At 60.7% G+C, this 22,782-nt stretch carries 23 protein-coding genes; 7 read left to right on the top strand and 16 right to left on the bottom strand.

Going from position 1 to position 22,782, the window contains the following annotated elements:
• Positions 1–22: 22 nt before the first annotated feature.
• A complete protein-coding gene (locus GSQ93_RS33640; RefSeq protein ID WP_254074204.1) occupies positions 23–1,285 on the bottom strand; it encodes a virulence factor family protein in 1,263 nt (420 codons plus the stop codon).
• Positions 1,282–3,876 (bottom strand): bifunctional lysylphosphatidylglycerol flippase/synthetase MprF, encoded by a 2,595-nt coding sequence (gene mprF, locus GSQ93_RS33635; protein ID WP_158940243.1) that lies wholly within the window; start codon positions 3,874–3,876, stop codon positions 1,282–1,284. Before mprF ends, GSQ93_RS33640 begins: the two co-directional genes overlap by 4 nt.
• Positions 3,877–4,223: 347 nt before the next feature.
• Between mprF and GSQ93_RS33630 the strand changes: the two genes are divergently transcribed.
• The gene (locus GSQ93_RS33630; protein WP_254074203.1) at positions 4,224–4,586 is read left to right on the top strand and encodes a hypothetical protein; all 363 of its coding nucleotides are present in this window, start codon (positions 4,224–4,226) and stop codon (positions 4,584–4,586) included.
• Positions 4,587–4,602: 16 nt separating this feature from the next.
• Here GSQ93_RS33630 and GSQ93_RS33625 read toward each other — a convergent pair whose 3' ends face one another.
• The 7 genes from GSQ93_RS33625 to GSQ93_RS33595 form a co-directional block, all read right to left on the bottom strand.
• Positions 4,603–5,148: a hypothetical protein gene (locus GSQ93_RS33625; protein ID WP_158940242.1), complete on the bottom strand. Its 546-nt coding sequence runs from the start codon at positions 5,146–5,148 to the stop codon at positions 4,603–4,605.
• Positions 5,149–5,412: 264 nt separating this feature from the next.
• On the bottom strand, positions 5,413–5,718 hold the full coding sequence (locus GSQ93_RS33620) for a BrnA antitoxin family protein (protein ID WP_158940241.1): 306 nt from the start codon (positions 5,716–5,718) through the stop codon (positions 5,413–5,415).
• Positions 5,705–5,971: a BrnT family toxin gene (locus GSQ93_RS33615; protein WP_158940240.1), complete on the bottom strand. Its 267-nt coding sequence runs from the start codon at positions 5,969–5,971 to the stop codon at positions 5,705–5,707. The genes GSQ93_RS33620 and GSQ93_RS33615 overlap by 14 nt, the downstream gene beginning before the upstream one ends.
• A 176-nt stretch (positions 5,972–6,147) precedes the next feature.
• The gene (locus GSQ93_RS33610) at positions 6,148–7,215 is read right to left on the bottom strand and encodes an ABC transporter ATP-binding protein (RefSeq protein ID WP_158940239.1); all 1,068 of its coding nucleotides are present in this window, start codon (positions 7,213–7,215) and stop codon (positions 6,148–6,150) included.
• A 14-nt stretch (positions 7,216–7,229) separates the two neighbouring features.
• Positions 7,230–8,063 (bottom strand): ABC transporter permease, encoded by an 834-nt coding sequence (locus GSQ93_RS33605; RefSeq protein ID WP_158940238.1) that lies wholly within the window; start codon positions 8,061–8,063, stop codon positions 7,230–7,232.
• Positions 8,060–8,923 carry an ABC transporter permease subunit gene (locus GSQ93_RS33600; protein ID WP_254074210.1) on the bottom strand — a complete coding sequence of 288 codons (864 nt, stop codon included), beginning with the start codon at positions 8,921–8,923 and terminating at the stop codon, positions 8,060–8,062. Before GSQ93_RS33600 ends, GSQ93_RS33605 begins: the two co-directional genes overlap by 4 nt.
• Positions 8,924–9,142: 219 nt before the next feature.
• Positions 9,143–10,282, bottom strand: coding sequence for an ABC transporter substrate-binding protein (locus GSQ93_RS33595; protein ID WP_158940237.1), 1,140 nt, complete (start codon positions 10,280–10,282; stop codon positions 9,143–9,145).
• Positions 10,283–10,767: 485 nt separating this feature from the next.
• On the opposite strand from GSQ93_RS33595, the gene GSQ93_RS33590 reads away from it, so the two are divergent.
• Positions 10,768–11,538, top strand: coding sequence for a DeoR/GlpR family DNA-binding transcription regulator (locus GSQ93_RS33590; protein ID WP_158940236.1), 771 nt, complete (start codon positions 10,768–10,770; stop codon positions 11,536–11,538).
• Between the two features lie 4 nt (positions 11,539–11,542).
• Here the strand turns inward: GSQ93_RS33590 and GSQ93_RS33585 are convergent, their stop codons facing one another.
• Positions 11,543–13,216 carry a Na/Pi cotransporter family protein gene (locus GSQ93_RS33585; RefSeq protein ID WP_158940235.1) on the bottom strand — a complete coding sequence of 558 codons (1,674 nt, stop codon included), beginning with the start codon at positions 13,214–13,216 and terminating at the stop codon, positions 11,543–11,545.
• Positions 13,217–13,422: 206 nt separating this feature from the next.
• Here GSQ93_RS33585 and GSQ93_RS33580 point away from each other — a divergent pair, with 206 nt between their 5' ends.
• The 4 genes from GSQ93_RS33580 (at position 13,423) to GSQ93_RS33565 (ending at position 17,746) form a co-directional block, all read left to right on the top strand.
• Positions 13,423–14,106 carry an HAD family phosphatase gene (locus GSQ93_RS33580; RefSeq protein ID WP_158940234.1) on the top strand — a complete coding sequence of 228 codons (684 nt, stop codon included), beginning with the start codon at positions 13,423–13,425 and terminating at the stop codon, positions 14,104–14,106.
• Positions 14,107–15,106: 1,000 nt separating this feature from the next.
• Positions 15,107–16,384 (top strand): NupC/NupG family nucleoside CNT transporter, encoded by a 1,278-nt coding sequence (locus GSQ93_RS33575; protein ID WP_158940233.1) that lies wholly within the window; start codon positions 15,107–15,109, stop codon positions 16,382–16,384.
• A gap of 10 nt (positions 16,385–16,394) precedes the next feature.
• Positions 16,395–16,784, top strand: a complete 390-nt coding sequence (locus tag GSQ93_RS33570; RefSeq protein ID WP_158940232.1) for a cytidine deaminase — start codon at positions 16,395–16,397, stop codon at positions 16,782–16,784.
• Entirely contained in the window at positions 16,781–17,746 is a 966-nt protein-coding gene (locus GSQ93_RS33565) for a nucleoside hydrolase (RefSeq protein WP_158940231.1), read from the top strand. The genes GSQ93_RS33570 and GSQ93_RS33565 overlap by 4 nt, the downstream gene beginning before the upstream one ends.
• On the opposite strand, the gene GSQ93_RS33560 is transcribed toward GSQ93_RS33565, so the two are convergent.
• Positions 17,743–18,417 carry an alpha/beta hydrolase gene (locus GSQ93_RS33560; RefSeq protein WP_158940230.1) on the bottom strand — a complete coding sequence of 225 codons (675 nt, stop codon included), beginning with the start codon at positions 18,415–18,417 and terminating at the stop codon, positions 17,743–17,745. The genes GSQ93_RS33565 and GSQ93_RS33560 overlap by 4 nt on opposite strands.
• Positions 18,418–18,443: 26 nt before the next feature.
• A complete protein-coding gene (locus GSQ93_RS33555; RefSeq protein WP_158940229.1) occupies positions 18,444–18,833 on the bottom strand; it encodes an MAPEG family protein in 390 nt (129 codons plus the stop codon).
• An 89-nt stretch (positions 18,834–18,922) separates the two neighbouring features.
• Here GSQ93_RS33555 and GSQ93_RS33550 point away from each other — a divergent pair, with 89 nt between their 5' ends.
• Positions 18,923–19,324 (top strand): PPC domain-containing DNA-binding protein, encoded by a 402-nt coding sequence (locus tag GSQ93_RS33550; RefSeq protein WP_158940228.1) that lies wholly within the window; start codon positions 18,923–18,925, stop codon positions 19,322–19,324.
• Here the strand turns inward: GSQ93_RS33550 and GSQ93_RS33545 are convergent.
• From GSQ93_RS33545 to GSQ93_RS33530, 4 genes are all read right to left on the bottom strand, one after another.
• Entirely contained in the window at positions 19,315–20,151 is an 837-nt protein-coding gene (locus tag GSQ93_RS33545; protein ID WP_158940227.1) for a phosphatase PAP2 family protein, read from the bottom strand. The genes GSQ93_RS33550 and GSQ93_RS33545 overlap by 10 nt on opposite strands.
• Positions 20,148–21,002 (bottom strand): metallophosphoesterase, encoded by an 855-nt coding sequence (locus GSQ93_RS33540; protein ID WP_158940226.1) that lies wholly within the window; start codon positions 21,000–21,002, stop codon positions 20,148–20,150. The genes GSQ93_RS33545 and GSQ93_RS33540 overlap by 4 nt, the downstream gene beginning before the upstream one ends.
• Positions 21,003–21,211: 209 nt before the next feature.
• Positions 21,212–21,412: a hypothetical protein gene (locus GSQ93_RS33535; RefSeq protein WP_158940225.1), complete on the bottom strand. Its 201-nt coding sequence runs from the start codon at positions 21,410–21,412 to the stop codon at positions 21,212–21,214.
• A gap of 404 nt (positions 21,413–21,816) precedes the next feature.
• Positions 21,817–22,701 (bottom strand): hypothetical protein, encoded by an 885-nt coding sequence (locus GSQ93_RS33530; protein WP_158940224.1) that lies wholly within the window; start codon positions 22,699–22,701, stop codon positions 21,817–21,819.
• Between the last annotated feature and the right edge of the window lie 81 nt (positions 22,702–22,782).

Here is a 22,782-nt window from a genome sequence, read left to right as displayed (position 1 = left end):
TGAAGGGCAACCGTCACCCGGATCAGGTCCGCGCGGCGATCTGCTTCTGCCAGCTAGTCAGAATGTGCCGCGCGAGTTCGTTGTAATCGCCGCCAAAGTGGTGATCGCCCGTGGTCTTCACCACTTCTATGCCGGTCTGCGTCAGCGCCGGACACAGCGTATCTTTCTCGGCTGCCCCGTAGATGCACTGCACGATCGACGGCGGCAGTTTCGCCAGTTCCGGCTGAACATTCAGCGCATTCTTGCTCGCCGGCATGCCGAGCCAGCCCGTGACGCGAATCTGGAAATCAGCGTCCGGCGCAAAGCCCATCAACGATACAAACGACACCTTCGCGCGCACCGAATCCGGCAACCGGTTATAGGCGAACGGCATCACGTCCGCGCCGAACGAATAGCCGATCAGCGCAACGTGCTCCGAGTGCCAGCGGGCGCTATACGCCTGGATCACGCGTGCAAGGTCGTGGGCAGTCTGCTCGGGTGTCTTCGCGCTCCAGAAATAACGCAAGCTGTCGATACCGATTACGGACACTCCGTCCTTCTGCAACGACTCCGCGACGGTTTTGTCGAGATCGCGCCAGCCGCCGTCGCCGGAAATCACAATGGCAAGCAGGTTCGTCGGACGCGCGGCGGGCAGTTCAATGAGCGGCAAATCCGTCACATCTTCGTCACGCATTTGCTCGACCTTCAGATGCGGCGTGGCGAGCGCGAGCAGCGCATCGGCTTGCGAGCTACCGGCGGGCTGCGTGGTTTTATCGAAGAAACCGGGCAGGCCCTTCGCGTGCGTGATGGTCGGATCGGGCGGGCACAGGTTGAAACGTGCGTCCAATTGCGGATCGGGATTCAGTGCGAGCGCGCCCGCCACCGTATTGTCCGGCGCCTGCGCCAGGATCTTCGTGGCCAGCACGCCGCCTTGACCCGTGCCCATCAGGATGGGCGCGAAATAACGGCTGGATTGCACTTCGCGTTCAAGTTGATGGCTCACCGACTCGGCATCACCCACCAGGTTGTGGCAAGTCTCCTTCTCTGCCGGCAATTTCGCCGCGTAGCGCGCCGTGTCCACGCCCACCACCATTGCGCCGTTTTTGGCCAATGCATCGGCGGTCTGGGTATCGGCGGGGGTCCAGTTCTTGTCGGAGAACAAGACGACGAAACCGCGCATTGGGCCGGCAGGTTTCGTGAATGTCACGTCGCCATACCGGCCGCCCGGCAAGGTGCCGGCATGGGCCATTGAAACCGACAGCACACACCACAGAGAAACAACCGCGAACTTCTTGAAAAATGTCATGAACGCCAGCCTCCCGCCAGCAACGAGAGATCTGCAAGCGTGAAAAACACGCCGACCGAGCCGGATGCCGCGAGATAACGCGGTTCCCAACGCGGCTGGAACTTGCTCTTGAAACCGCGCAAGCCCCGGAAATTATAGAAACGACCGCCAAATCGCCAGACCAACCCAGCCAGCCGATGCCACGGCGAAGCAAGCGGTGTCGGCTGCATGCCGGACAAAGGCGCAATGCCCAGGCTCAAGGTCTGGAACCCGGCCTGCTTCAAATGGAGCGCGAGCTTCGTGAACAGATATTCCATTGCGTAAGGCGACGCGTCGGGCAGATGCCGCATCACACCCACTGTGGCCTCGGTGTTCAGATCGGTCGTCATGAAGGTGACGAACGCCACCGGCTTACCTTCCTGACGCACCAGCAACACGGACTGCGCGGCGAGGTAATCGTCAGTAAAGGCGGCGACCGAAAAGCTCTTTTCCCGCGCCTCGCGGCTTCCAAGCCATGCATCGGAAATCTCGCGCAGGACGGGCATGGTCTCGGGAACACGCGGTGAATCGATGACTTCCACGTCGAAACCGTCGCGTTCGCCACGCTTCAGCGCGTATCGCAAATGAGCGCGATGCGATCCCTTCAAGTCGAAATCTTCCAGCACGACGTGGGCTTCCTCGCCGAGCTTCATCAGCGTGAGACCGGCATCGAGGTAAAGCGGCAGTGCGTCGGCGCGAACCTGGTAGAACGCGGCGCGGCCATTGTGCGCATGCGCCATTTCCACGAACCGGCGGATCAGTTCCGCCCATTCGCGGCGCGGCCCGACCGGGTCGTGCAACGCCGCCCAGGTGCGCCCGTGTTTCGCGTACATCAGGAACGCCTCGCGCGAGGTCGAGAACAGGAAACTCTTGTCGCCCATCATCGCGAGGCCGGCGTCACTGCGCTCCTGCGCGCGGAAAATGCGCGCGGCATCGAGCAGATCCTGAGGCGCGGGTTTCTCGAACCGGCCAGCCGCCGGACGCAGCAACTGCCACACGGCGAACAGCGCAGCGGACAACCCGGCCGCGAGCGTCGCGCGCAACGCGCGCGGCGCGCGTTCGTCGAAGGCGAATTGCCACCACAGGTCGCGGCTGTAATTGACATCGCGAAAAGCGAACAACATGATCCAGACCGCCAGCCCGATCACGATCGCGACCGACACCAGCCAGCTCACCGTGAACTGCTCAGCGAGCAGCGACGAGCGCCGGTTAAAGCGGTCGCGGGTCGCCAGCAGCAACGCGATCAGCAGCGCGAGCACGCCCGTTTCGACAAACGCCAGCCCCTTCGCCATCGACAGCGCCAGGTTGGCCACCGCGAGCGCGATGGCGAGCCACCAGGCGGCATCGAGACGGCGCAGCAAACCGCGCGCAACAAACAGCAGAACCACGCCCAGCACACTTCCCAGCAGTTGCGAGCTTTCAAGCACCCACAGCGGCAACACGGCTTGCAGCACTGCAATGCGTTTGCCGAACGCGGGCGTTGCGCCGGAAATCACGAGCATGCCGCCGACCACGAAGGTCACCACGCTCAGGAATACGGGCGCGAGCTGCGACACATTCGATGGATTCAGGAACGCGAAGCGCCCCTTGAGCGCACGGCCTTCGAACGCTGCCAGAACGAACGTGGCGGCGATCAGCGGCAGGCCGAAATAGATCGCGCGATACGCCAGCAGCGCAGCCAGCATCTCGGGCGTCTTCACGCTGTCGCCGAGCGCGAACACCATCGCAGCCTCGAACACGCCGACACCGCCTGGCGTATGGCCGATCATGCCGAGCAGCATGGCAGCGGAAAATACCGTGAGGAATTCGCCAAAGCCCACCTGGGCGTGCGGCAGCACAGCCCACAGCGCGAGCGCAGCGGCGCATACGTCGAGCGCGGCGAGCACGAGTTGCGCAACCAGATCGCGGCGCGCCGGAACGGTGACGGCGAGCCAGTTCCAGCGTGTTTGCAGCGTTCGGGGGGCGGCGCGGCACAGCACGATCATCACCGCAAATCCGGCCAGGACCGCGCCGCCGCTGACTCGCAGGATATCCGGCGATACATGCAGCATGGCGGCCAAAGTATCGGCGGCGCACAGCATGCCAACGGCTGTCATCAACACCAGGGCAAGCGCCAGCGTGACGCTCGTGAACACCGTCAGGCGGCCGACCTGCACGGGCGTAACGCCCGCGACGCCATACACGCGGCAACGTACGGCGCCGCCGGTCAGCGCGCCAAAACCGGTCGCGTTGCCGAGCGCGGAGGCGACCGTCGAACCGACCCACAGCACGGAACGCGGCACTTTGACGTCGAGATAACGCAGGCCGACCGCGTCGCGGCCGGCCAACGCTACGTAGCTCAGCACGGTGGCGGCAAGCGCCCCGGCCCACGCCTCGAAGCGAAGCATGCGCAATTGGTGAACGACCGTTTTATAGTCGACGGCGTGCGACAGATGCTGGAAAACCACCAGCAGCAACGCGCACACAACCAGCGCGAGCACGGGCGCGGTGAAACGCTGCAATCGCCACGCTTTCGGCAAACGAAGCAGCGATTCCAGCAAAGGAACTGAACTGACACTATTTCTGCGAGACATGCTGATTACCGGACTTGCTTCAACGCCTTCTGGCCTTGCGGCTTGTAGGCGTTTTGTTGGTTCTTGGTTCTGGCGGCCAAATGCCGGACCGTTTCGAGACTATCCGGCGTTCACTCAGATTTCAAAAGCCTGAATAGAACGTTACGGTTAGCAACGGTTGTATAACGGCCTAGGTTGACGGGACTTAAGAAAAGTGTGGGAGTCTATGCCGTTCGGCCGGGTCCAGCAGCGGTTTTGCGGCCGTTCCGGTCGTTTTCTTCACACCTGATCGGGCGAGCGGTTAGCATCTTGGCTCCGATGCCCGCTCGTAGGCACCGCATTTATCATCGATAAAAAGGTTCTACCGTATGAAAACGCAACGCCTCGCCGCCGCTGTGACCTTCGCCCTTTCCGTCAGCGTCCTCGCCTTGAGCGCCTGCGCGACCCAATACGATTCGCTGATCAAGACGGTGCCGGTCGGCTCGGGCACGTCGCACCTCCCCGTGCTGCCGTTCGTTGCATGTGTGAAGGCGAAATGGGCCGTGCGGCCGTTGAAGATCAGCGAATACTCGCCGAACGCAGACGGCGACGTGATCGCCGTACACGGCGCGAACGGGCAGACCCTGTTGCTGATCGACGCGGAACCGTCGGCGAACGGTACGGGATATACGATTTACGGCGATACCGTGAGCGCGTCAGCCTACGTGGCCGACGCCCACAAATGCGACTAAACGACGCACTGAAGGATTAGCTCGCGGTGGCCTTGAGGTCGGTGGAAGCCCGGTGTGTACCCACGATGCGCCCGATCAGATAACCATCGGACGCACACGCATTCACCCGCTGGTCGCCGTTCCACACGATTTTGTACTGCTCGTCCTGCAAACGGATGGATGAAGGATCGAACTGGGGCGGCGGCGCACCGGCAGGCTTGGCGCCGTCGCGTGCCTGTTCCATCACGAGGCGGTTCCACGTGTAGGCATATCCGTACTGGACACCGTCGGCGAAGGCGTCGAGATCGCATACCTGCTTCGGCGGCGTAATGGAGACTTCCGTCCGGTAACCGCTTGGGCCGCCCACTTCTATGCGTTGTGCGGCGGGAGCGCCGGAAGCATCGACTTGGGCGGTGCGTCTCTGGGGGGGTTGCGGTTTGGCGGCCGCCACCTGCACGGGGGTCGACGCAGGCAGCGCGCTGCTGGCGCTGCCGTCCGGAGGAAGGGGCGCACAGGCGCCAAGAACAAGAATCGATGCGGCGAGGGAAACGCCTAGAGCCTTCAGATGGGTGGTGAAAATCACGCTTTTGCTGTCCGTCTCAAAATAAACCGAGCCCTACCTTAACATTTTGAGACGGAGGCGGAGAGTGTGTCGCTTTTGGAAAAGGTGATCGAACGGTGACGGGGTTGGGGAAAACAAAGGCCACCGACGCTGAAGTACGGAACGGCCCTTGTGTTGATCCGTCGACTTTGCACGGAAGAAAGCGGCGCTGAGCGTCAGGGTTCGCCTGGCGACCCGTCGTGTTCGCGACTCATGCGGCAATGATTCATGCGTCAATGATCATGCTCAAGCGGCCTTCAACGGATGCTCGCTGAGATAGGTGCGCAACGCATTGTTCATGCGTGTCTGCCAGCCTTCGCCCGTCGCCCGGAAGGCCGCAATCACATCCGCGTCATAACGCACGCTGACCTGCTCCTTGCGATGCTCTTTCGGCGGGCGCCCCATGCGTCGTTCGGCCATCACCTCCGGGAGCGGGCGCAACGCCTTCATCTCTTGCGTCGATAGTGCTGCGGTGTCGGGATCAGCAGCGATGCCGCGATTGATCGCGGCTTCTTCTTCCGGCGTGTTCCGCCTCAATTTAGTTTTGTTCATAGTCGTGTATCTCCCGGTTATTTGCTTTTCGAAAGCTGATAACCCGCATGGTGTCGTCACGGGGTGTGAACGCCACGAAGTACAACCGGCCGCCGATAACGCCAAAGCCCTGGTACCGATCTTCGCCGTAGTCACGGCGGGTATCGGTCGTAGTGAACAGGCTCGACCGGTCAAGATGAACTGCATCCGCCAGCGAGACGCCGTGCTTTTGCAAGTTAGCGGCGTCTTTCACGCGATCGAATGCAATTTCCATCTACTTATTGTAGATGCATAAAGCCATGCTTACAACTACTTTTTGTAGCTACTGAAAGTAGGCGTTCCGTATGCAGTCCCCGCTGGGTCCAAAAAAAGGCCGCCTGCACAATGCAAAGCGGCCTCTTGAACCAGCGCTTGTTTTCAGCCGCTGCAGTTGCTACAGCTAGCCCACGTTCAAGTCCCCTCCTCCAGCACCAGCAAATTCTCATGCGAGAACCCGAGCGCCACGGGTTGCCCACGTTCCGGCAAGCGCCGGTTCGGGTCGTTGAATACATCGAGTGAAATCACTGACTGATCCACGCGTGTCCTGATCCGCACCACGGCACCGAGGAAATTGACCTCTTCCACGGTTGCCGCAAGCGTATTGCGCCCGTTCGCCGGCGCTTCCAGCACGATGGCCTCGGGCCGGACCGCGAGCATCCGCTGCTTGCCGGTATCGGCGGAATTAAGCGCGTGCGAGGTCCGCAATTCCTGGCCGCCGACCACGATCTTTCCGCTCGCCGGATCCACCACCTGCCCCGACAACAGGTTCAACGTTCCGACAAACGACGCCACGAAACGCGTGCGCGGGAAGTTATAAATCTCCGACGGCGTGCCGATCTGCTCCACGCGCCCCTCGTTCATCACCACGATACGATCGGAAATAGACAGCGCCTCCTCCTGATCGTGCGTCACGAAAATCGAGGTAATGCCGAGCTCGCGCTGCAGGCTACGGATGTCCTCACGCAACGAGACGCGAATCTTTGCGTCGAGAGCGGACAGCGGTTCGTCGAGCAGCAGTACCTGCGGCTTGTTGGCCAACGCGCGCGCAAGCGCCACCCGTTGCTGCTGACCACCGGACATTTGCCACGGATACCGGTCGGCCAGGTGAGGCAGCTTGATCAGTTCGAGCATTTCCTTCACCCGCCCCTTGATCTCGGCCTGCGGCCGCCCCAACACCTTCAGCCCGAAGCCGATGTTGTCCGCCACCGTCATGTTCGGAAACAGCGCATACGACTGGAACACCATGCCGACCTTGCGTTGGCGCGTGCGCACATGGGTGACGTCGCGCCCGGCGAGCTTGATCGTGCCGCGCGTGGGCGTTTCAAAGCCCGCAATCATTCGCAGCACCGTCGTCTTGCCGCAACCCGAGGGCCCAAGGAAGGTGATGAATTCGCCACGCTCGATCTGCATATCGAACTGATGCAGCACGGTGTTCGTGCCGAACGTCTTGGAAAGGTTTTCGATCTCGAGAAGTGCCATGACAAGCCTGCCCTTTAAATTTTTTGTCCGGCGAGAGCGCGCGCCGAGCCGAAGACCTGAATAAGCCCCATCGAGGCCCACGTAATAGCGAACGCGATGATCGCGAGCGCCGAAGGTTCATACGCCCGGTTCGCGCCGATCAACTGCAGATACGGTCCGAACGCCGGCCGGTTGAGCAAGCTCGCCAGCGTGAATTCGCCGATCACCACCGCGAACGTCAGGAACGCACCCGACAGGATCCCGGAGCGCACGTTCGGAAAGATGATCTTGAAGAGAATGGTCGGCCAGTTCGCGCCCAGGCATTCAGCGGCTTCGGTCAGCGAGCGGACATCGACGGCGCGCAAGCCCGCATCCACCGAGCGATACATGTAGGGCAAACACAACGTGACATAACCACAGATCAGCAGGAAATCGGTCGCGCGCTCGTTGCCGGTGAGCGGCAAGAACGAACTGCTGTTGTAGATATGCAGATAGCCGAACACGATCACGATGGCCGGTATCACCAGCGGCAACAGCGTGATGAACTCGATCAGCGGCCGCAGCTTCGGCAAGCGCAACTGCACCCAGTAGGCGGTAGGGACCACCAGCAACACCCCAAGCACGATGGCGAACACGCCCATCATGATGGAGTAGCCGAACGACGCCTGGAAATGCGGATCGGTTAGGACAACGCGGTAAGCGTCGAAGCTGTATTCATTACGGCGCATCTTCAGGCTGAACTCGACGGTCGCCGCCAGCGGCAACAGGAAGTACAGCGCGCCGATGACCATCGCGATCCACGCGCCCGCGCGGGTCTGGGCCCGGACCTTGTTGTCCGGTGCCGGATTGACTGTGGTGACGGTGCTCATCGACGGCCCCTTTCAGCGCGTGAGCGCAACCAGATATAACCGCCGTTGGACAAGCCGGTCACGAGGACCATGCCGAGCGCAAGCGCATAACCGAGATTTTCGTTGTGCAGCACGTCGCCGCGAATCTGCGCGTACAGCACGATCGGCACGATGTTGAGCGAACTGCCGGTAAGCGCATACGCCGTTGCCACCGCGCCGAACGCATTGGCGAACAGCAGCAGCGTGGCGCCGAGTACGCTCGGCCAGAGAACAGGCAGCGCGACGAACATCCAGTAGTGGTAGGCACTGCCGCCAAGACAATCGCAAGCCTCGCGCCATTCGCGCTTCAGGCCGTCGAGCGCCGGCGTAATGATGAGAACCATCAGCGGAATCTGGAAGTACAGGTAGGTCAGCGTCAACCCCGTGAAACTCAGCACGCTGAAGCCTGTGGAATACAGGTTGATGCCGACATATTTCTTCAGCAGCACCGTGACGAGGCCAACGCGCCCGAGCGTGCAGATGAACGCAAACGCGAGCGGCACGCCCGCGAAGTTCGACGCCACGCCGGAGAACGTCATCAGGGTCGGGCGAATCCACACGGGCAGCTTGCCCTGTACGGCGGCCCAGGCCAGCAGGAGCCCGAGCACGCCACCACCCAGTGCCGATGCCGCGCTGACCTTGAAGCTGATCCAGTACGCGTCGAGCACGCTGGGTTGAAGCAACTGGCGGAAATTCTCAAGCGTAAAATGGCCCTGCGGGTCCTGGAACGCGCCGACCATCAGCCACGCGGTGGGCAGCAGCAGGAACAAGACCGCGAACGCGAAAAACGGTAAGACGCCGAGATAATTCCACGCGGGCGACACGCGTCGCGCCGCCTTCATGCCGGGACCGAGCGACGGGTTCGACTTTTCCTCGCGCTCCTCATGTCCGGACATGGGCGTGGCGATCTTCGATGAAGTGCTCATGATGTCGCTCTTGACTGACAGGCCGCGCTGGGGACCAGGCACAAAGCGCGAGCCGAAAGGGTAGCCGGACTTCAAGTCCGGCTACCCGTGCACTACGTTACTTCACGTGACGACTGCCATGACTACTTCAAGCAGTTACTTCACGTTGGCGCCGACCACCTGATCCCACTGCTTCGTAATGAGCGCCTTCGAAGCGTTTTGCTCGTCGAGCGTCGGGAACACCACGTTCTTGTAGGCCGACGGAGGCGGCAGTTTGGCGAGCAGCGCTGCCGGGATCTTCTTGTTCGCTTCGAGGTCCTTGAAGCGGATCGGATGGCAGTAGCCGGTGAGCCAGCCAATCTGGCCTTCGTCCGAATACAGGTATTCCATCCACAGCTTCGCGGCGTTCGGGTGCGGAGCGTAAGCACTGATGCCCTGCACATAGACGCCGGCCACGACGCCCGTCTTCGGCACGACCACCGCCACCTTCGGATTGCCCTTCAGCGTATCGCGATCCGACAGCGCGTTGTAGTCCCAACGCACGATGATCGGCGTGGTGCCCTGCGCCAACGAGGCCGCCTTGCCGATCACCGGCACGAAGTTGCCGTTCTTGTTCAGCGTGCTGAAAAAGCTCAGGCCCGCAGCGCCGGCCTTCGATGCATCGCCCTTGCTTTGCGACAACCCGGCTGCATAGACAGCTTGAATAGCCTGGTTAGCCGAGCGCGGATCGCCCGCGAGTGCAACCGCATTCTTGTAGTCCGGCTTGAGCAGATCGGCCCAGTCGGTCGGGACCTTGTCGATCATGTCAGTGTTCACTTCAAACGACAGCACGCCGTAATAGTCGCCGTACCAATAGCCGTCCTTCTCCTTGGCCGAATCCGGAATCGACGCCCAGGTCGATACCTTGTAAGGCTGCAGCAAGCCGGCGGCCTGTGCCGTCGGACCAAACGACAAACCGACGTCGATCACGTCAGGTGCCTGCGGACCCGTGTTGCCCTTGTTCGCCTTGATGGCTTCGACTTCGTCACCCGAACCAGCGTCCGGATTCAGCTCGTTCACCGTGATGCCGTATTTCGCCTTGAAGCCCTCGATCAGCGCGCCATAACCGCACCAGTCGTGCGGCAATGCGATCGTGGTCAACTGGCCTTCCTTCTTCGCAGCAGCGATGAGAGAAGCCGGCGGCGCCGCCACGGCCTGCCCCGCGACCGCGGTCAGCGCGGCGATCGCTGCCGTAATGGATGCCTTGCCGCCCAAGCGGCGAAATGTGGTGGTCACTCGCAACCCGTCTTGATTCATGGTGTTTCCATCCTCTGCCTGCGTGCTTACGTTTTTGGAAAGTTGCGTGCTGCGTGCATGCTGCATAGTCCGAAACTTGTTTTTTAATGCGCACTCACATCTGGCGCGCACGCGACTCTGGCGGCCAAATGTTTAAGAACAATGACGACGGTGAAAAAGACAGCAATTCAGGACTATTTTCAGGCACTGCGGATGGTCCAAGGGAACTATCTGCGAGTGTGACGAAGAGACTAAGTTCAAATACCCAAATTCGCAAGTATCCAAAAAAATACAACATCGGCAGCGCCAGTTCTTGTTAATCTTTCAGCTGGATTTTCCAGTAACCGAAGAAACATGCGGTGCTCGGCAGCCAATTAATATTGGCGACAGACGGGCGACACATAGTCCGTCCACAAGACTTTAAGCTGCCAAAGTGGATCGGCGGCCGAGCAGCTTCTAATCGTTTTCACTAGTACTCGTTCGACTTCAACGCTCGGGAATAAAGCATGTGGCAGGAAGATCGTCATCAGAGAATTCGCGCGCTGCTTGCCACGCTTGAACGCGTGTCGACCGAGCGCATCATGGCCGAACTCGGCGTATCGCGCGAGACGGTCCGGCGCGATCTGGTGGATCTGGAAGCATTAGGTGAATTGCGGCGCGTGCATGGCGGCGTGACGCGTCCGGCCGACGAAGCACCGATCGCCGAGCGCAGCCATACGCACGTCAAGTCGAAGAACGCCATTGCACGGGCAGCTACCGCGCTGGTCAGCAGTGGACAAACCTTGTTCATCGATGCCGGTACGACCACCGCCATCCTGGCTGAAGAACTCGCCAAGCTGGCCAACCTGACCATCATCACGAACTCCATCGACGTCGCCCAGAAGATGCGGGCGACGGGCGAAAAGACCGACTCAAGTAACGAGATCATCCTGCTCGGCGGCTCGATCAGCGACCGCGCGTTCGCCACTGTGGGCGGCACGACCGTCTCCGAGATTCTCAGGTACCGCGCCGACGTGGCCTTGCTCTCGCCCGTCGCCATCGACCACCGGCACGGCGCGACCAACTTCGATCACGCCGAAACCGAGGTGGCCCGCGCCATGGTCGCGCATGCTGACCGGGTAGTGATCCTGGCCGACTACAGCAAGATCGGGCAGTGCAGCAGGATTGCGTTCTGCCCGATCAATCGTGTGGACATATTGATTACCAACAAGAAAGGCGCCGAAGGTCCGGCGCTGCTGTCATTGTGCAAGAAACTGCCGCAAGTCATTCTCGCCTAGCGTTTTAAACGCTGTCGTTGCCGTAAGTGGCGTCGAGCACACGGCGGCGCAGCCGTGTGTCGCGCAGTGCACCGGCAGCGTCGAGCACCGGGTAAGCCGTCGAGCAGAACAGCGAGTTGAGGCGCTTCAGGTCGCTAATGATGTCGAGATGCAACGCACTGGTCTCAATGCTGCGCGCGCTTTGCCCGGCCAGCCGATCCAGGTGCGCATAGGAATAGCTGCGCTCAAGATCACGGAATCGCTCCTTCTCTGCCAGCAAGCGCTCGGCGCTGCGCAAGTCGCTGTTGAGAAATACGCTCAGGCCCAGTTGAAGATTGAGGATCACGCGTGAGTGGAGGTCCTCCAACTCGCTTAAGCCCTCCGGCGAAAACGCCAGCCGGTGCATGATCTTCTTCTCCTGGATGTTGGTCACCACGCGCTCGATGATGTCCCCCGCATGCTCCAGGTTGATCGTCAACGTAATGATGTCGGTCCAGCGCCGGCTATCCGCTTCGTCGAGTTGCTCGCGTGAGATGCGCGCCAGATAGGTCTTTACAGCCGCGTAGAGCTGATCGACGTCGTCGTCCATGCGGATGGTCGAGCGCGCCTTGGCGGGGTCGTTGGCCCGCATCAGGTCGAGCAGGTTGTCGAGCATCGTGCGGATGATGTCGCCGATCCTCAGCGCTTCGCGTGCAGCATTTGCCAGTGCGAGCGTAGGCGTGGAGAGCGCGACAGGATCAAGATACAGCGGCCGGAGTTCCGGGTTCGCTTCGGGCCGGTCCGGCAGCAACCGGTAGCACAGGCGCGAGACCGGATCGATCAGCGGCATGCACGCGACACAGCGCACCATGTTGTAGACGAGATGAAATGTGATCACCGCTTCGCGTGGATACGGGATCAACGCGCCGATTCCCTGCGCAATCCACGGAGCGAACGGCAACACGATCACCGCGCCAGCAAGCTTGAACAGAACATTACCGAGCGCAAGGCGCCGGCCCGCGGGGTTTTGTCCCAGCGTGCCGATCACGGCCAGCAGGCCGCTGCCCAGGTTCGCACCAATCACGAGGCACACCGCTACCTTCAGCGAAATCACGCCCGACGATGCCAGCGTCGCGGTCAGCAGGACCGCTGCAAGACTGGAGTAGGAGATCATGGCGAAGGCCGCGCCTACCAGCGTGTCGAGCATGGAGTCGCCCGTCAGCGCGCCGAACATGATCTTCACGCCCTCGCCCTGCATGACCGGCTGCGCGGCCTCCACAATCAGGTGCAGCGCCAGCAAGATCAGCCCCAGCCCGATGACTGTGCGCCCCACCTGGCCCGTGCGGGTCTGTTTGAACGACAGGAACGCGATCACGCCGCCCAGCAACAGAACGGGCGACAGCCACGAGAGATCGAGCGTAAGCACACGCGACATCAGCGCCGTGCCAACATCCGCGCCGAGCATGATTGCCAGTCCTGGCGCGAGCGGCAGCAGGCCTTGCGCCGCGAACGACGAAGCCAGAACGGCGGTCGCGTTGCTGCTCTGGACCAGGCTTGTTACGCACAAGCCCGCGCCGAACGCCCGGAAACGGCTGTTCGCACTGCGTCCCAGCACGCGCCGCAACTCAGCGCCGAATACCCGCAGGATGCCGGTCCGGACAATATGCGTGCCCCATACCAGCAACGCCACGCCCGACAAAATATTCAAGAGAATCAACATGAGGCTACGTCCGTTGTTCGTTCCGACTGTACTGCCATTCGTGCCATGATGCCACGCAAATGAGTTGTACAATTTTGCTTTGTTGTAGTTTTGGGTATTTAAAGCTACGATCCGATCGTATTGGGCGACCTGCGCCAGCCGGCATGGTCTGGCGCGCTTTGTACCCGCTTTTTACCCGCTTTTACCGTTAATCAAGGGCTATACGGATGAGTCGTACTCTGGCGCTGTTCGATCTGGATCACACATTGCTGCCGCTCGATAGCGATCAATCGTGGGCACGGTTCTACGCCACGCTGGGTTTCGAGGGCGGTGCGGACCATGCAGTGGAAATCGACGCGTACTATCAGCAATACGTCGCCGGCACCCTCGACATGGACGAGTATCTGGGCCTGACGCTCGCGCCACTCGCCCGTCATCCGCGCGCGCAACTTGACGCGTGGCATGCAACCTTCATGAAGACGGTGATCGAACCGGCCATCCGCCCTGAAGCGCTTGCGCTGCTGCGCCGCCATCTGGACGCGGGGCACTTGTGCTGCATCGTGACCGCGACCAATGCGTTCATCACGGCGCCCATTGCGAAAGCGCTTGGCGTTGAGCATTTGCTGGCTATCGACCTGGGCACTGAAGGCGATGATCCGCTCGGGCGTTACACCGGCCGCTCGGTGGGTGTGGTGACTTTCCGGGAAGGCAAGATTGTTCGCACTGAGCAATGGTTGGCGTCCCAGGGATTGAAACTGACGGATTTCGAAGCAAGCTATTTCTATAGCGATTCCGTCAATGACGTGCCGTTGATGGAGCGCGTCACCCATCCGGTTGCAACCAATCCCGATGCGAAATTGCGAGTCATTGCAGCCGAGCGTAACTGGCCGGTCATCGAGTTGTTCGCATAGGGCTTGGTTTTCGTTCGCACTCGGGGTTTGGGTTTCGGGTTTCGGGTTTTGGGTTTGCGGGTGGGGCTCAGGGCCGGGCTTGGGCGGTCGGGGTTAGTGCGGAGTTGCCAGGTTCTGGGGTTAGCGGTTGGGGTCTATGCCGGGGTGGTGCTTCCGGCGTTAGTGGTCTGCGAGAGTCGGATTTTCTCTTTATCACTGTTAGCCACTGTGCGTGGCAGCACGTCATTTCTTGGTCCTTAGCGACAAAGAAACGAAGCAAAGAAAACGCTTTCAACCGCACTACCCTAAGTGTCCACAGCGTGCAGTTTCTATTCATGGGTGCCCCAAAAGCACGGTGCTCGCCAGAACCACCAATCTGTGAACCCCCCTTCTCGCGAATCCTGACATAGACACGCTTCGCCACCAGTGCTCTCGGGCGAGCACGATTGCCCAGGAACCAGCTCGGTCTCACGCGTATTTGCAACCTCGCTTCCTGGTGGGTTGGCTACGAGGTTCGTTATGCCTACCAATTTATGGATGGTTGTCCGCGGATAGCGCGGGGTAAACCTTTGGCAGGTTCAATCACTGGTGGCGAAGCGTGTCAGAACCTGAGTTCGGAGAAGGAGGGTTTCAAACATTGGTGGTTCTGGCGAGCACCGTGCTTTTGGGGCACCTATGAATCAAAACTGCACGCTGTGGACACTTAGGGTAGCGTGGTTGAAAGCGTTTTCTTTGCTTCGTTTCTTTGTCGCTTTGGACAAAGAAATGACGCGCCGCCACGCGCAGTGGCTAACAGTGATAAAAAAATTAGCCAACTCAGGCAGGCCACCAACACCGAAAGCAGCAACCCGGCACTGACCCCGACCGCTATCCCTGGAACCCCAACCCCAACATAAACCCAACCCACCGCGCCAGCAAACCCAAAGCGAAACCCGAGTGCGAACGCCCCCCGCACTATTCTCTAAACGCTGCACATGGCGTAGCATCCGCCCATTCCTCTGATAAACATAAATAACGAGACATGGCCCTGATCGCACGCAATCTGCTTGGCATCGCCGTCCTGCTGCTCATCGCTTTCATCTTCTCCACCAATCGCCGCGGCATTCGCCTGCGCACCGTCGTGCCCGCGTTGCTGGCGCAGGTCGGCATCGGCGCCTTCATCCTGTTCGTGCCCTTCGGCAAAAGCGTGCTCTCCGCGGCGGCCGCGGGCGTCAATCATGTACTCGGCTACGGCAACGCAGGCATCGAATTCCTGTTCGGCGGTCTCGTTCAATCGAAGATGTTCGAACTCTTCGGCAACGGCGGTTTTGTCTTCGCCGTTCGCGTGCTGCCGGCCATCATCTTCGTGACCGCGTTGATCTCGGTACTCTATTACCTCGGCATCATGCGCTGGATCGTGATCGTGCTCGGCACGATCTTCCAGAAGCTGCTCGGGGTATCGAAGATCGAATCGTTTTCGGCCGTCACCACCATCTTCCTCGGCCAAAGTGAAATGCCGGCGGTCGTGAAGCCGTTCGTGCGTGACATGACCAGCGCGGAACTGTTCGCCGTGATGTCGAGCGGCATGGCGGCAGTCGCCGGTTCAGTGCTTGCCGGTTACGCGGGCCTTGGCGTGAAGGTCGAGTACCTGCTCGCTGCGTCGTTCATGGCCGTGCCGGGCGGACTGCTGTTCGCCAAGATCATCCACCCCACGAGCGAAGCCAGCCGCGTCACGCTCGAAAACCTCAACTTCGACGAAAAACGCCCGGCGAACGTAATCGAAGCGGCCAGTTCCGGCGCAACCGTCGGCCTGAAGATCGCGGTCATGGTCGGCGCCATGCTGATCGCGTTCGTCGGCCTGATCGCGATGCTCAACGGGATCGTGGGCGGCATCGGCGGCTGGTTCGGCGACCCCAATGTATCGATGCAATCCGTGCTCGGCGCTGTGTTCGCGCCGCTCGCGTATCTGATTGGCGTGCCCTGGGACCAGGCCGCACTCGCGGGCAACTTCCTCGGTCAGAAACTCATCCTCAACGAGTTCGTGGCCTACGCGTCGCTGTCTCCGTATTTGAAGGACTCCGCCAGCGTCGCCGCGGCTGGCTTGCAGGTGCTTGATCCGCGTACCATAGCGATCTTGTCTTTCGCGCTGTGCGGCTTCGCGAATTTTTCGTCGATCGCCGTGCTGACCGGCGGCTTCAGCGCGGTTGCGCCGGAGCGTCGCGCGGAAGTGGCACGTTACGGCCTGCGCGTCGTGCTCGCCGCCACGCTCTCGAACCTGATGAGCGCGACGATCGCGGGCATGTTCCTGACGCTGAACTGAGGAGAAAATCATGACGATGGACGAATTGCTCGAACGCGCGAAGCACGCGCGCGAGCACGCTTACGCACCCTATTCCAGGTTCAAGGTCGGCGCGGCCTTGCTCACAAAAGATGGCAGCGTATTCGATGGCTGCAACGTCGAGAATGCATCGTATGGTTTATGCAATTGTGCGGAACGCACGGCGTTTTTCAGCGCGATTGCCGCAGGTTACGCCCGCGATCAATTCGCAGCGCTCGCCGTGATCGGTGACACCGACGGGCCCATTGCGCCCTGTGGCGCGTGCCGTCAGGTGATCATCGAACTAGGTGGACCCGAGTTGACCATTCGCCTCGGCAATCTCACTGGCGCGATCCGAGACACCACCGCTCGCGAACAACTCCCGGACGCGTTCTATTTATGACAACGCATAAGGTTATCTACGATACCGACCCGGGTGTCGACGACGCCATGGCCCTAGTGTTCCAGGCGCTGCATCCCGAGATCGAACTGCTTGGCATCACAAGCGTGTTCGGCAACGCGACCATAGAAACGACCACGGCTAACGCGCTCTACCTGCGCTCGCGTTTTGCCCCCGGCGTGCCGGTGGCGCGCGGCGCGGCGGCGCCCTTGCATCGCGCGCCACCCGCGCCGCTCGGCTGGATTCACGGCGACAACGGTCTCGGCAATATCGAACTGGACCAGCCCGACGATACAACGCTCGACGCGCGTCCCGCGCATCAATTCGTGATCGATACGGTTCGCGCGTTTCCCGGCGAAGTGACGCTGATCGCGGTCGGTCCATTGACGAATCTGGCCCTCGCGCTGAAAGCCGACCCGGGTATTGCCGGGCTGGTGAAGCAGGTTGTCATCATGGGCGGGGCATTCGGAATTGCGGGCGTGCTGGGCAACGTTTCGCCGGCCGCGGAAGCCAACATCATGGGCGATCCCGATGCAGCGGATCTCGTGCTCGGCGCGGCGTGGCCGGTCACGCTCGTCGGCCTCGACGTCACGCAAAACACGATCATGCCCAACGAATGGCTTGCATCGATTCGCGATGGCGCGGGCGAGGCCGGCCGTTTTGTCTGGGATGTATCGCGGCATTACGCGCAGTTCCACCATGACAGCGCCGGACTCAAAGGCATCTATGTCCACGATGCATCTGCCGTGGCGTACGTGCTGGCTCCGCATCTCTATACGGTGCGCAAGGGTCCCGTGCGGGTGCTGACCAGCGGCATCGCGACCGGTCAGACGATACAGAAACCCTCGACCATGCGCGTCCCGGCGCCCGACTGGGATGACCGTCCGGCGCAGTCGGTCTGCATCGGCGTGGATGCAGCCGGCATGCTCGATTTGTATAAAAACACCTTGTTCAAGGCTGTTTAATCAGAGAGTCTTGCGCCTAGCCACACGCGCAAGGCCTCGATTTCTTCGGCACAGACCGAGTGCTGCATCGGGTAGGTATGCCATTCCAGCTTGCAACCATGCGCGAGCGCGAAGTCGCGGCCTTGAACAGCCAACTCGATCGGCAACACGGGGTCCTGCGTGCCATGCGCGGCGAAGATCGGCGTGTCGCGGTTCGCTTCGCTGAACGCCGCATCGATCAAACCAGTCGACGGCACGTAACCGGACAGCACGATCATTCCCGCCAGTTTGTCGGGATGCGTGAGCCCCGCGGTGTAGGTCATTGCGCCGCCTTGCGAAAACCCCGCCAGGAAGATCTTCGAAGTCGGAATACCGCGCTCGTTCTCCCGCGCGATCAGGTCGCGAATCCGTTCGCACGATGCCTTCAATCCGGCTTCATCGACCCGGCGGTTCACACCTTCGAATGACAAAATGTCGTACCACGCCCGCATCACATAACCGTTGTTGCCGGTCACCGGCATTTCGGTGGCGTTCGGAAACACGAATCGCACAGCGGGTAAGTCGCCCAGGCGCAGCTCAGGCACCAGCGGGATGAAGTCGTTCGCGTCGGCGCCCAGGCCGTGCATCAGGATCACGGCGAACTCGGGATTCGGCGCGGTTTCCACGTCGATGGTGGTGAGCAAAGCGGTCATTGACTGGACTCCGGTTTCAAATGGTTTCAGATAATAGGGACGAGAACAAGAATGATGCCGAAAAGCGAGACGAGCCATACAAGCGAACGCAGAAACGGAATCCCTGCCGCGTACAAGGGCAGGTAGACCACGCGGGCGACGATATACAACCACGCGCCGTAAAGCGTCAGCGTCCCTTCGCGGCCGGCCAGGTGCGCGATCAGGATGGCGATGGCGAACACGGGCAAGGTCTCGAACAGGTTGTTCTGGGCGCGCATCAGGCGGCCAGTCAGCTTCCCGACCGGCGGCCCTGCCTTGTCACGCGGCCCGCCGTTATATCCCAAGCCGGTTTCGCGGCTACGTACCACCGAAGGCAGCAGCACCTGAATAAGGGCAAGGACAAGCGTCCAGGCGAGGATATGAAGTTCGGTTGTCATGGGCAATGTCGGTTTGATTGGAGGGCGATGCGCGAAACCGGAATCATCATGCCATCATTGATGCACCGCGTAGCCTTGGGACTTTACTTATGCAGACACTTCCGGTGCGCCTTGTGCCCGGTGACGACCTCCGTGCCGCGCTTGAAACAATCGCGCGGGGCCAGGCCATGGGCGCCGCGTTCGTGATGCAGGGCATCGGCAGCCTGAGCGTGGCAAACCTGCGTTACGCGGGCCTCGACCAGCCGACCCGGCTTGACGGTGACCTCGAAATCCTGACGCTGGCCGGCTCACTGTCAGCCGACGGCGCGCATCTTCATATGGCCGTCTCGAATGCCGAAGGCCGCGTGATCGGCGGCCATGTATCGGCGGGATGCATTGTGCGGACGACCGCGGAGATCCTGATCGTTTGTCTGGAAGGCGTGCGCTTCTCACGCGATGCAGATCTGCGCACCGGCTTTCCCGAACTATCGATACACCGCCATCAGGACTGACGCTGCGTCGGCCTCGGCCAGTACCTACGCGTCAACTCGATACTCAAGATACACGCCGCCAGCCAGACCGTTCCCAGCGCAAAGCCTGCCAGCACGTCGCTTGCAAAATGCACGCGCAGAAATACGCGGCTGCTTGCCGTGGTGACAGCAATAAGCGTGGCCCCCACGATAACGGCCAAGCGCCAGCGGTCCGGCAAGACCCGCACGAGCACATACGCAATGATGCCGTAGGTGACGAGCGACCCCGATGAATGGCCACTCGGGAAGCTCCATCCGGTAGCGGTGGCGATCGATTGATCATGCACTGGCCGCACACGTTCGAAAATATGTTTGATGGTGCTGTTAAGCAGGCCGTTTCCGACTATCGCCAGCGCGAAGCCAATCGCGAGCGCGAACCTTCGACGCAGCGTCAAAATGGATGCGCCTAGCACGCACCAGACGCCGAGGACCCATGCGTCGCCCAGATGCGTGACGAGTGCGAACGCGCGGATCACGCCGATGGGAACAGCGCTCGCGATGCCGTCGGCAAAGGCCTGATCGGCGCGGCCGAGTGTCTCGCCCGCGCCGATCTCGTCGGCGATCGCAGCGAACAAAGCCGCCGCGCCGACGATGATTGCAAAGCTCACAGCCAAATTGATGATCAGCAGGAACCTGGCCGACGGGCCGCCGTTTTCCCGCGGCAAACCGTAGCGCTGCACAAGCTGCCATGCCCCCAATACCACGACCATCGCAAGAACGAGAGACACCGCAAACAGCATCAGTGCGTGCTCGCCAGCCATGTGCGCCACCTCGAACAAGCCGGCGTATTGCCCTTCGATTTGTTTCATAAATGCGTTGCTAACGGAGCCTTGAGTGACTCGCTATCCAGATCAAGTTCGTGCTGCATATTGCGTTCAAACGATGCGCTCGCCTGATTGAAATCCCAGCGCGCAACAGCCGCACGCCGTGTGCCCGTATGCGACGCATCGTAGTCAATCACGTTCACCGAATTGGGCACGCTCCCGCGCACACGCGACGACAACGAGGTTCCCGCCTGCACGGCCCACATCGGACGCGGCAAGTTCTTGTACGCAACGTGCAGCGGCGTTACATAGGGAAGATGAATGTGACCGCCCAGGATCAGGTCCACGCCCACTTGCGACCAGCGTTCAATCGCGTGTTCGCGGCCATGCAACAGGTTGCGGATGTCATTGGCGCGCGCAGCCGCAACAGGCTGATGCGTCACGACAACCCGCAGTTGCCGCGCCGTCGCATGGCCGAGCCGGCGGACCACGCGTTCTACCTGCTGCGCCGATACTTCGCCATCCTTATGACGGTACGCCCGCGTAGTATTCACGCCGATCACCAACAGCGCGTCCGATTCGAACACGGGTTCGAGGTCATTCCCGAACACGCGCTGATAATTGGCGTAGGGGTCGACAACGCGCGCATAGAGGTTGTACAGCGGAATGTCATGATTGCCCGGCACGACAATGAAAGGCGTTGCACTGAACGTACCAAATGACTTGATGAACGCCCTCGCGGCGTTGAATTGCGCCCGCCTGGCGCGCTGTGTAATGTCGCCGGAGATGACAACGAGATCGGGCTGCAACGTATTGGCGAGACGCAGTAACGCGGCCACGACAGGCGGTTGTTCGGTGCCGAAGTGCGGATCTGAAATCTGAAGCAACAGGGTCATGAGCGATTGGCATTGGACACATCGGCCTCGGGTTTGAGCAGGAACAACGGCTCCGGGGCGACGGGAAATTCGAGCGGGATAGTGTTCAGTTTATCTCGCCATCGGTCACGAGCTTGACGGCAAGAACGTGTCGCACGCGAGGACACACGAACTGCGCGAGCACAAAAAACCCCGCACGCAGCGGGGCGAGAAAAACGTAGCCGGACCACCTAAATCCAGTGAAATCCTCGTGCCATCAGGCCCGCCAGTCCAACGGCCACGCCAATGATGGCCCCAAACAGGAGGCGAAAGTCAGTGGTGCGGATACCGTTGATCTCTCCGTAGATCGCGCGAACGTCGTCCTTCAGGTCCCTAATGTCCCGTTGGATAAATTCCTGCCCTGCTTCCAGTTTTGCGATTCGAGGTTCCATGCCGCCATCATCGCCGCCACCGCTTGAATCGTCAATACTGACTGGCGGTTTAGGTCCCGCGTTACTGCCGGTCCATTCTAAAATCTTATTTCGACTCATATTGACGACGTCCGTACTGGATTCTGCGCAATCCAAAATGCTACCTTATTGGTGCTGTAAAACCGCATGTAACCGCAATGTGTACATTCCATCGCAATCACGTTGAGCGGCTCTAGCCGCGCCTTTGCGTCCCATCCGTAAGTGCCGAACCATTGGTAGGTTGGCCCACCCTCTGCCAGTAGACCGATGGCCCAGTTTGGTCGGCTGCACGAATTGCACACATTATTTACATCGTGAGCTACCAGGTAACGCAAAAAATCAGCGTAGCGCGGCGCCGTCGGTAATACATCGGTTTGAGGCATCGCTCAGCCCGCCGATTTTTTATTGCTGGCATTGCCCGGTAACGGCAGCGACTCGGGCAAGTCCAACCACAGCCTGATCCGGCTGTATTCAGCAAGCATTGCGGGACCGCCGGTTTTCATCGCACGCTGCAAATCGGCACGGCAAGCAGCGCCGCCAACGTTTTGATCGCACGCCGACGCGTCCGGCATCGCCGTTCGGGCGACGTACATAGCCGCTAGTGCAGTTCCGCTCTTATCGTCGCCAGGCCACTTCCCGCCGTCTGCGAACCACGTTGCCAGCTTTTTGCGCCACTCTTTGTCTATCCTCGCCGCGTACCGGTTAGCCGGCGTGCAATCGCGGAGCATGGGAGATTGGATGATCATGCCAGCGCCGGTGCATACGAGCATCACGCTCGCGTTCCGCTTATATGAGGCTGCATCGGTCGCTCCCTCATCGTCGAGGTGGGCCTGGACCTGGGAAAAATCATCAATTCCGGGAAGCGACAGGTAGGCGGAGTCAGAAAAGTCCTTGTTAATCGACTTGATTCGCCCACTGATCAACAGAAGCTTCCGTTTGTATTTGGCGTCGGCGGCGACTTCGTTGTCGCTATATTCCCTTGCCAACTGCAACGAGGAAACGGAGTAGTCGATGCCCAGACTCGGCAGCCCAATGTTGGACTTTCCTCCGTTGAGGGCGTCCGCTATGTCATCCGACAGCAGTGCCTGGGCAAAGGCCAGGCCGAGCTGGTTGATCTCGGGCCTAGGGTTTGCGCCGCGCGAAGTTCCAGCCGGCGCGCCGCCGGTCGTCGAGTCGACGTTGCTTGGGTCGGGTTTGTGCTTTCCACCGATCACCCCGATAACTATCAGGACTGCGCCTGCGACCAGGGACCACTTTAATTTCTTGTTCATTCACACCCTCGCTTGTAGGGCGGCGTATGCCGCTCTTTATGATGGCAAGCGTGTTGTGGCGGGTGGAATCAGATGATTCTT

The sequence above is a fragment of the Burkholderia sp. S171 genome, assembly GCF_009766085.1.
Taxonomy (GTDB): Bacteria; Pseudomonadota; Gammaproteobacteria; order Burkholderiales; family Burkholderiaceae; genus Caballeronia.
The sequence above is the reverse complement of the archived record's forward strand: the minus strand, read 5'-3'. Positions and strand labels throughout refer to the sequence as shown.

What these genes read in the sequence shown, in the direction of transcription:
- GSQ93_RS33565 (WP_158940231.1), top strand. Translation starts at nt 16,781, where the DNA reads ATGACAACGCATAAGGTTATCTACGATACCGACCCGGGTGTCGACGAC.
- GSQ93_RS33545 (WP_158940227.1), bottom strand. Translation starts at nt 20,151, where the DNA reads ATGAAACAAATCGAAGGGCAATACGCCGGCTTGTTCGAGGTGGCGCAC.
- GSQ93_RS33550 (WP_158940228.1), top strand. Translation starts at nt 18,923, where the DNA reads ATGCAGACACTTCCGGTGCGCCTTGTGCCCGGTGACGACCTCCGTGCC.
- mprF (WP_158940243.1), bottom strand. Translation starts at nt 3,876, where the DNA reads ATGTCTCGCAGAAATAGTGTCAGTTCAGTTCCTTTGCTGGAATCGCTG.
- GSQ93_RS33640 (WP_254074204.1), bottom strand. Translation starts at nt 1,285, where the DNA reads ATGACATTTTTCAAGAAGTTCGCGGTTGTTTCTCTGTGGTGTGTGCTG.
- GSQ93_RS33575 (WP_158940233.1), top strand. Translation starts at nt 15,107, where the DNA reads ATGGCCCTGATCGCACGCAATCTGCTTGGCATCGCCGTCCTGCTGCTC.
- GSQ93_RS33555 (WP_158940229.1), bottom strand. Translation starts at nt 18,833, where the DNA reads ATGACAACCGAACTTCATATCCTCGCCTGGACGCTTGTCCTTGCCCTT.
- GSQ93_RS33530 (WP_158940224.1), bottom strand. Translation starts at nt 22,701, where the DNA reads ATGAACAAGAAATTAAAGTGGTCCCTGGTCGCAGGCGCAGTCCTGATA.
- GSQ93_RS33560 (WP_158940230.1), bottom strand. Translation starts at nt 18,417, where the DNA reads ATGACCGCTTTGCTCACCACCATCGACGTGGAAACCGCGCCGAATCCC.
- GSQ93_RS33600 (WP_254074210.1), bottom strand. Translation starts at nt 8,923, where the DNA reads ATGAAGGCGGCGCGACGCGTGTCGCCCGCGTGGAATTATCTCGGCGTC.
- GSQ93_RS33585 (WP_158940235.1), bottom strand. Translation starts at nt 13,216, where the DNA reads ATGTTGATTCTCTTGAATATTTTGTCGGGCGTGGCGTTGCTGGTATGG.
- GSQ93_RS33595 (WP_158940237.1), bottom strand. Translation starts at nt 10,282, where the DNA reads ATGAATCAAGACGGGTTGCGAGTGACCACCACATTTCGCCGCTTGGGC.
- GSQ93_RS33605 (WP_158940238.1), bottom strand. Translation starts at nt 8,063, where the DNA reads ATGAGCACCGTCACCACAGTCAATCCGGCACCGGACAACAAGGTCCGG.
- GSQ93_RS33620 (WP_158940241.1), bottom strand. Translation starts at nt 5,718, where the DNA reads ATGAACAAAACTAAATTGAGGCGGAACACGCCGGAAGAAGAAGCCGCG.
- GSQ93_RS33540 (WP_158940226.1), bottom strand. Translation starts at nt 21,002, where the DNA reads ATGACCCTGTTGCTTCAGATTTCAGATCCGCACTTCGGCACCGAACAA.
- GSQ93_RS33570 (WP_158940232.1), top strand. Translation starts at nt 16,395, where the DNA reads ATGACGATGGACGAATTGCTCGAACGCGCGAAGCACGCGCGCGAGCAC.
- GSQ93_RS33535 (WP_158940225.1), bottom strand. Translation starts at nt 21,412, where the DNA reads ATGGAACCTCGAATCGCAAAACTGGAAGCAGGGCAGGAATTTATCCAA.
- GSQ93_RS33630 (WP_254074203.1), top strand. Translation starts at nt 4,224, where the DNA reads ATGAAAACGCAACGCCTCGCCGCCGCTGTGACCTTCGCCCTTTCCGTC.
- GSQ93_RS33590 (WP_158940236.1), top strand. Translation starts at nt 10,768, where the DNA reads ATGTGGCAGGAAGATCGTCATCAGAGAATTCGCGCGCTGCTTGCCACG.
- GSQ93_RS33615 (WP_158940240.1), bottom strand. Translation starts at nt 5,971, where the DNA reads ATGGAAATTGCATTCGATCGCGTGAAAGACGCCGCTAACTTGCAAAAG.
- GSQ93_RS33610 (WP_158940239.1), bottom strand. Translation starts at nt 7,215, where the DNA reads ATGGCACTTCTCGAGATCGAAAACCTTTCCAAGACGTTCGGCACGAAC.
- GSQ93_RS33580 (WP_158940234.1), top strand. Translation starts at nt 13,423, where the DNA reads ATGAGTCGTACTCTGGCGCTGTTCGATCTGGATCACACATTGCTGCCG.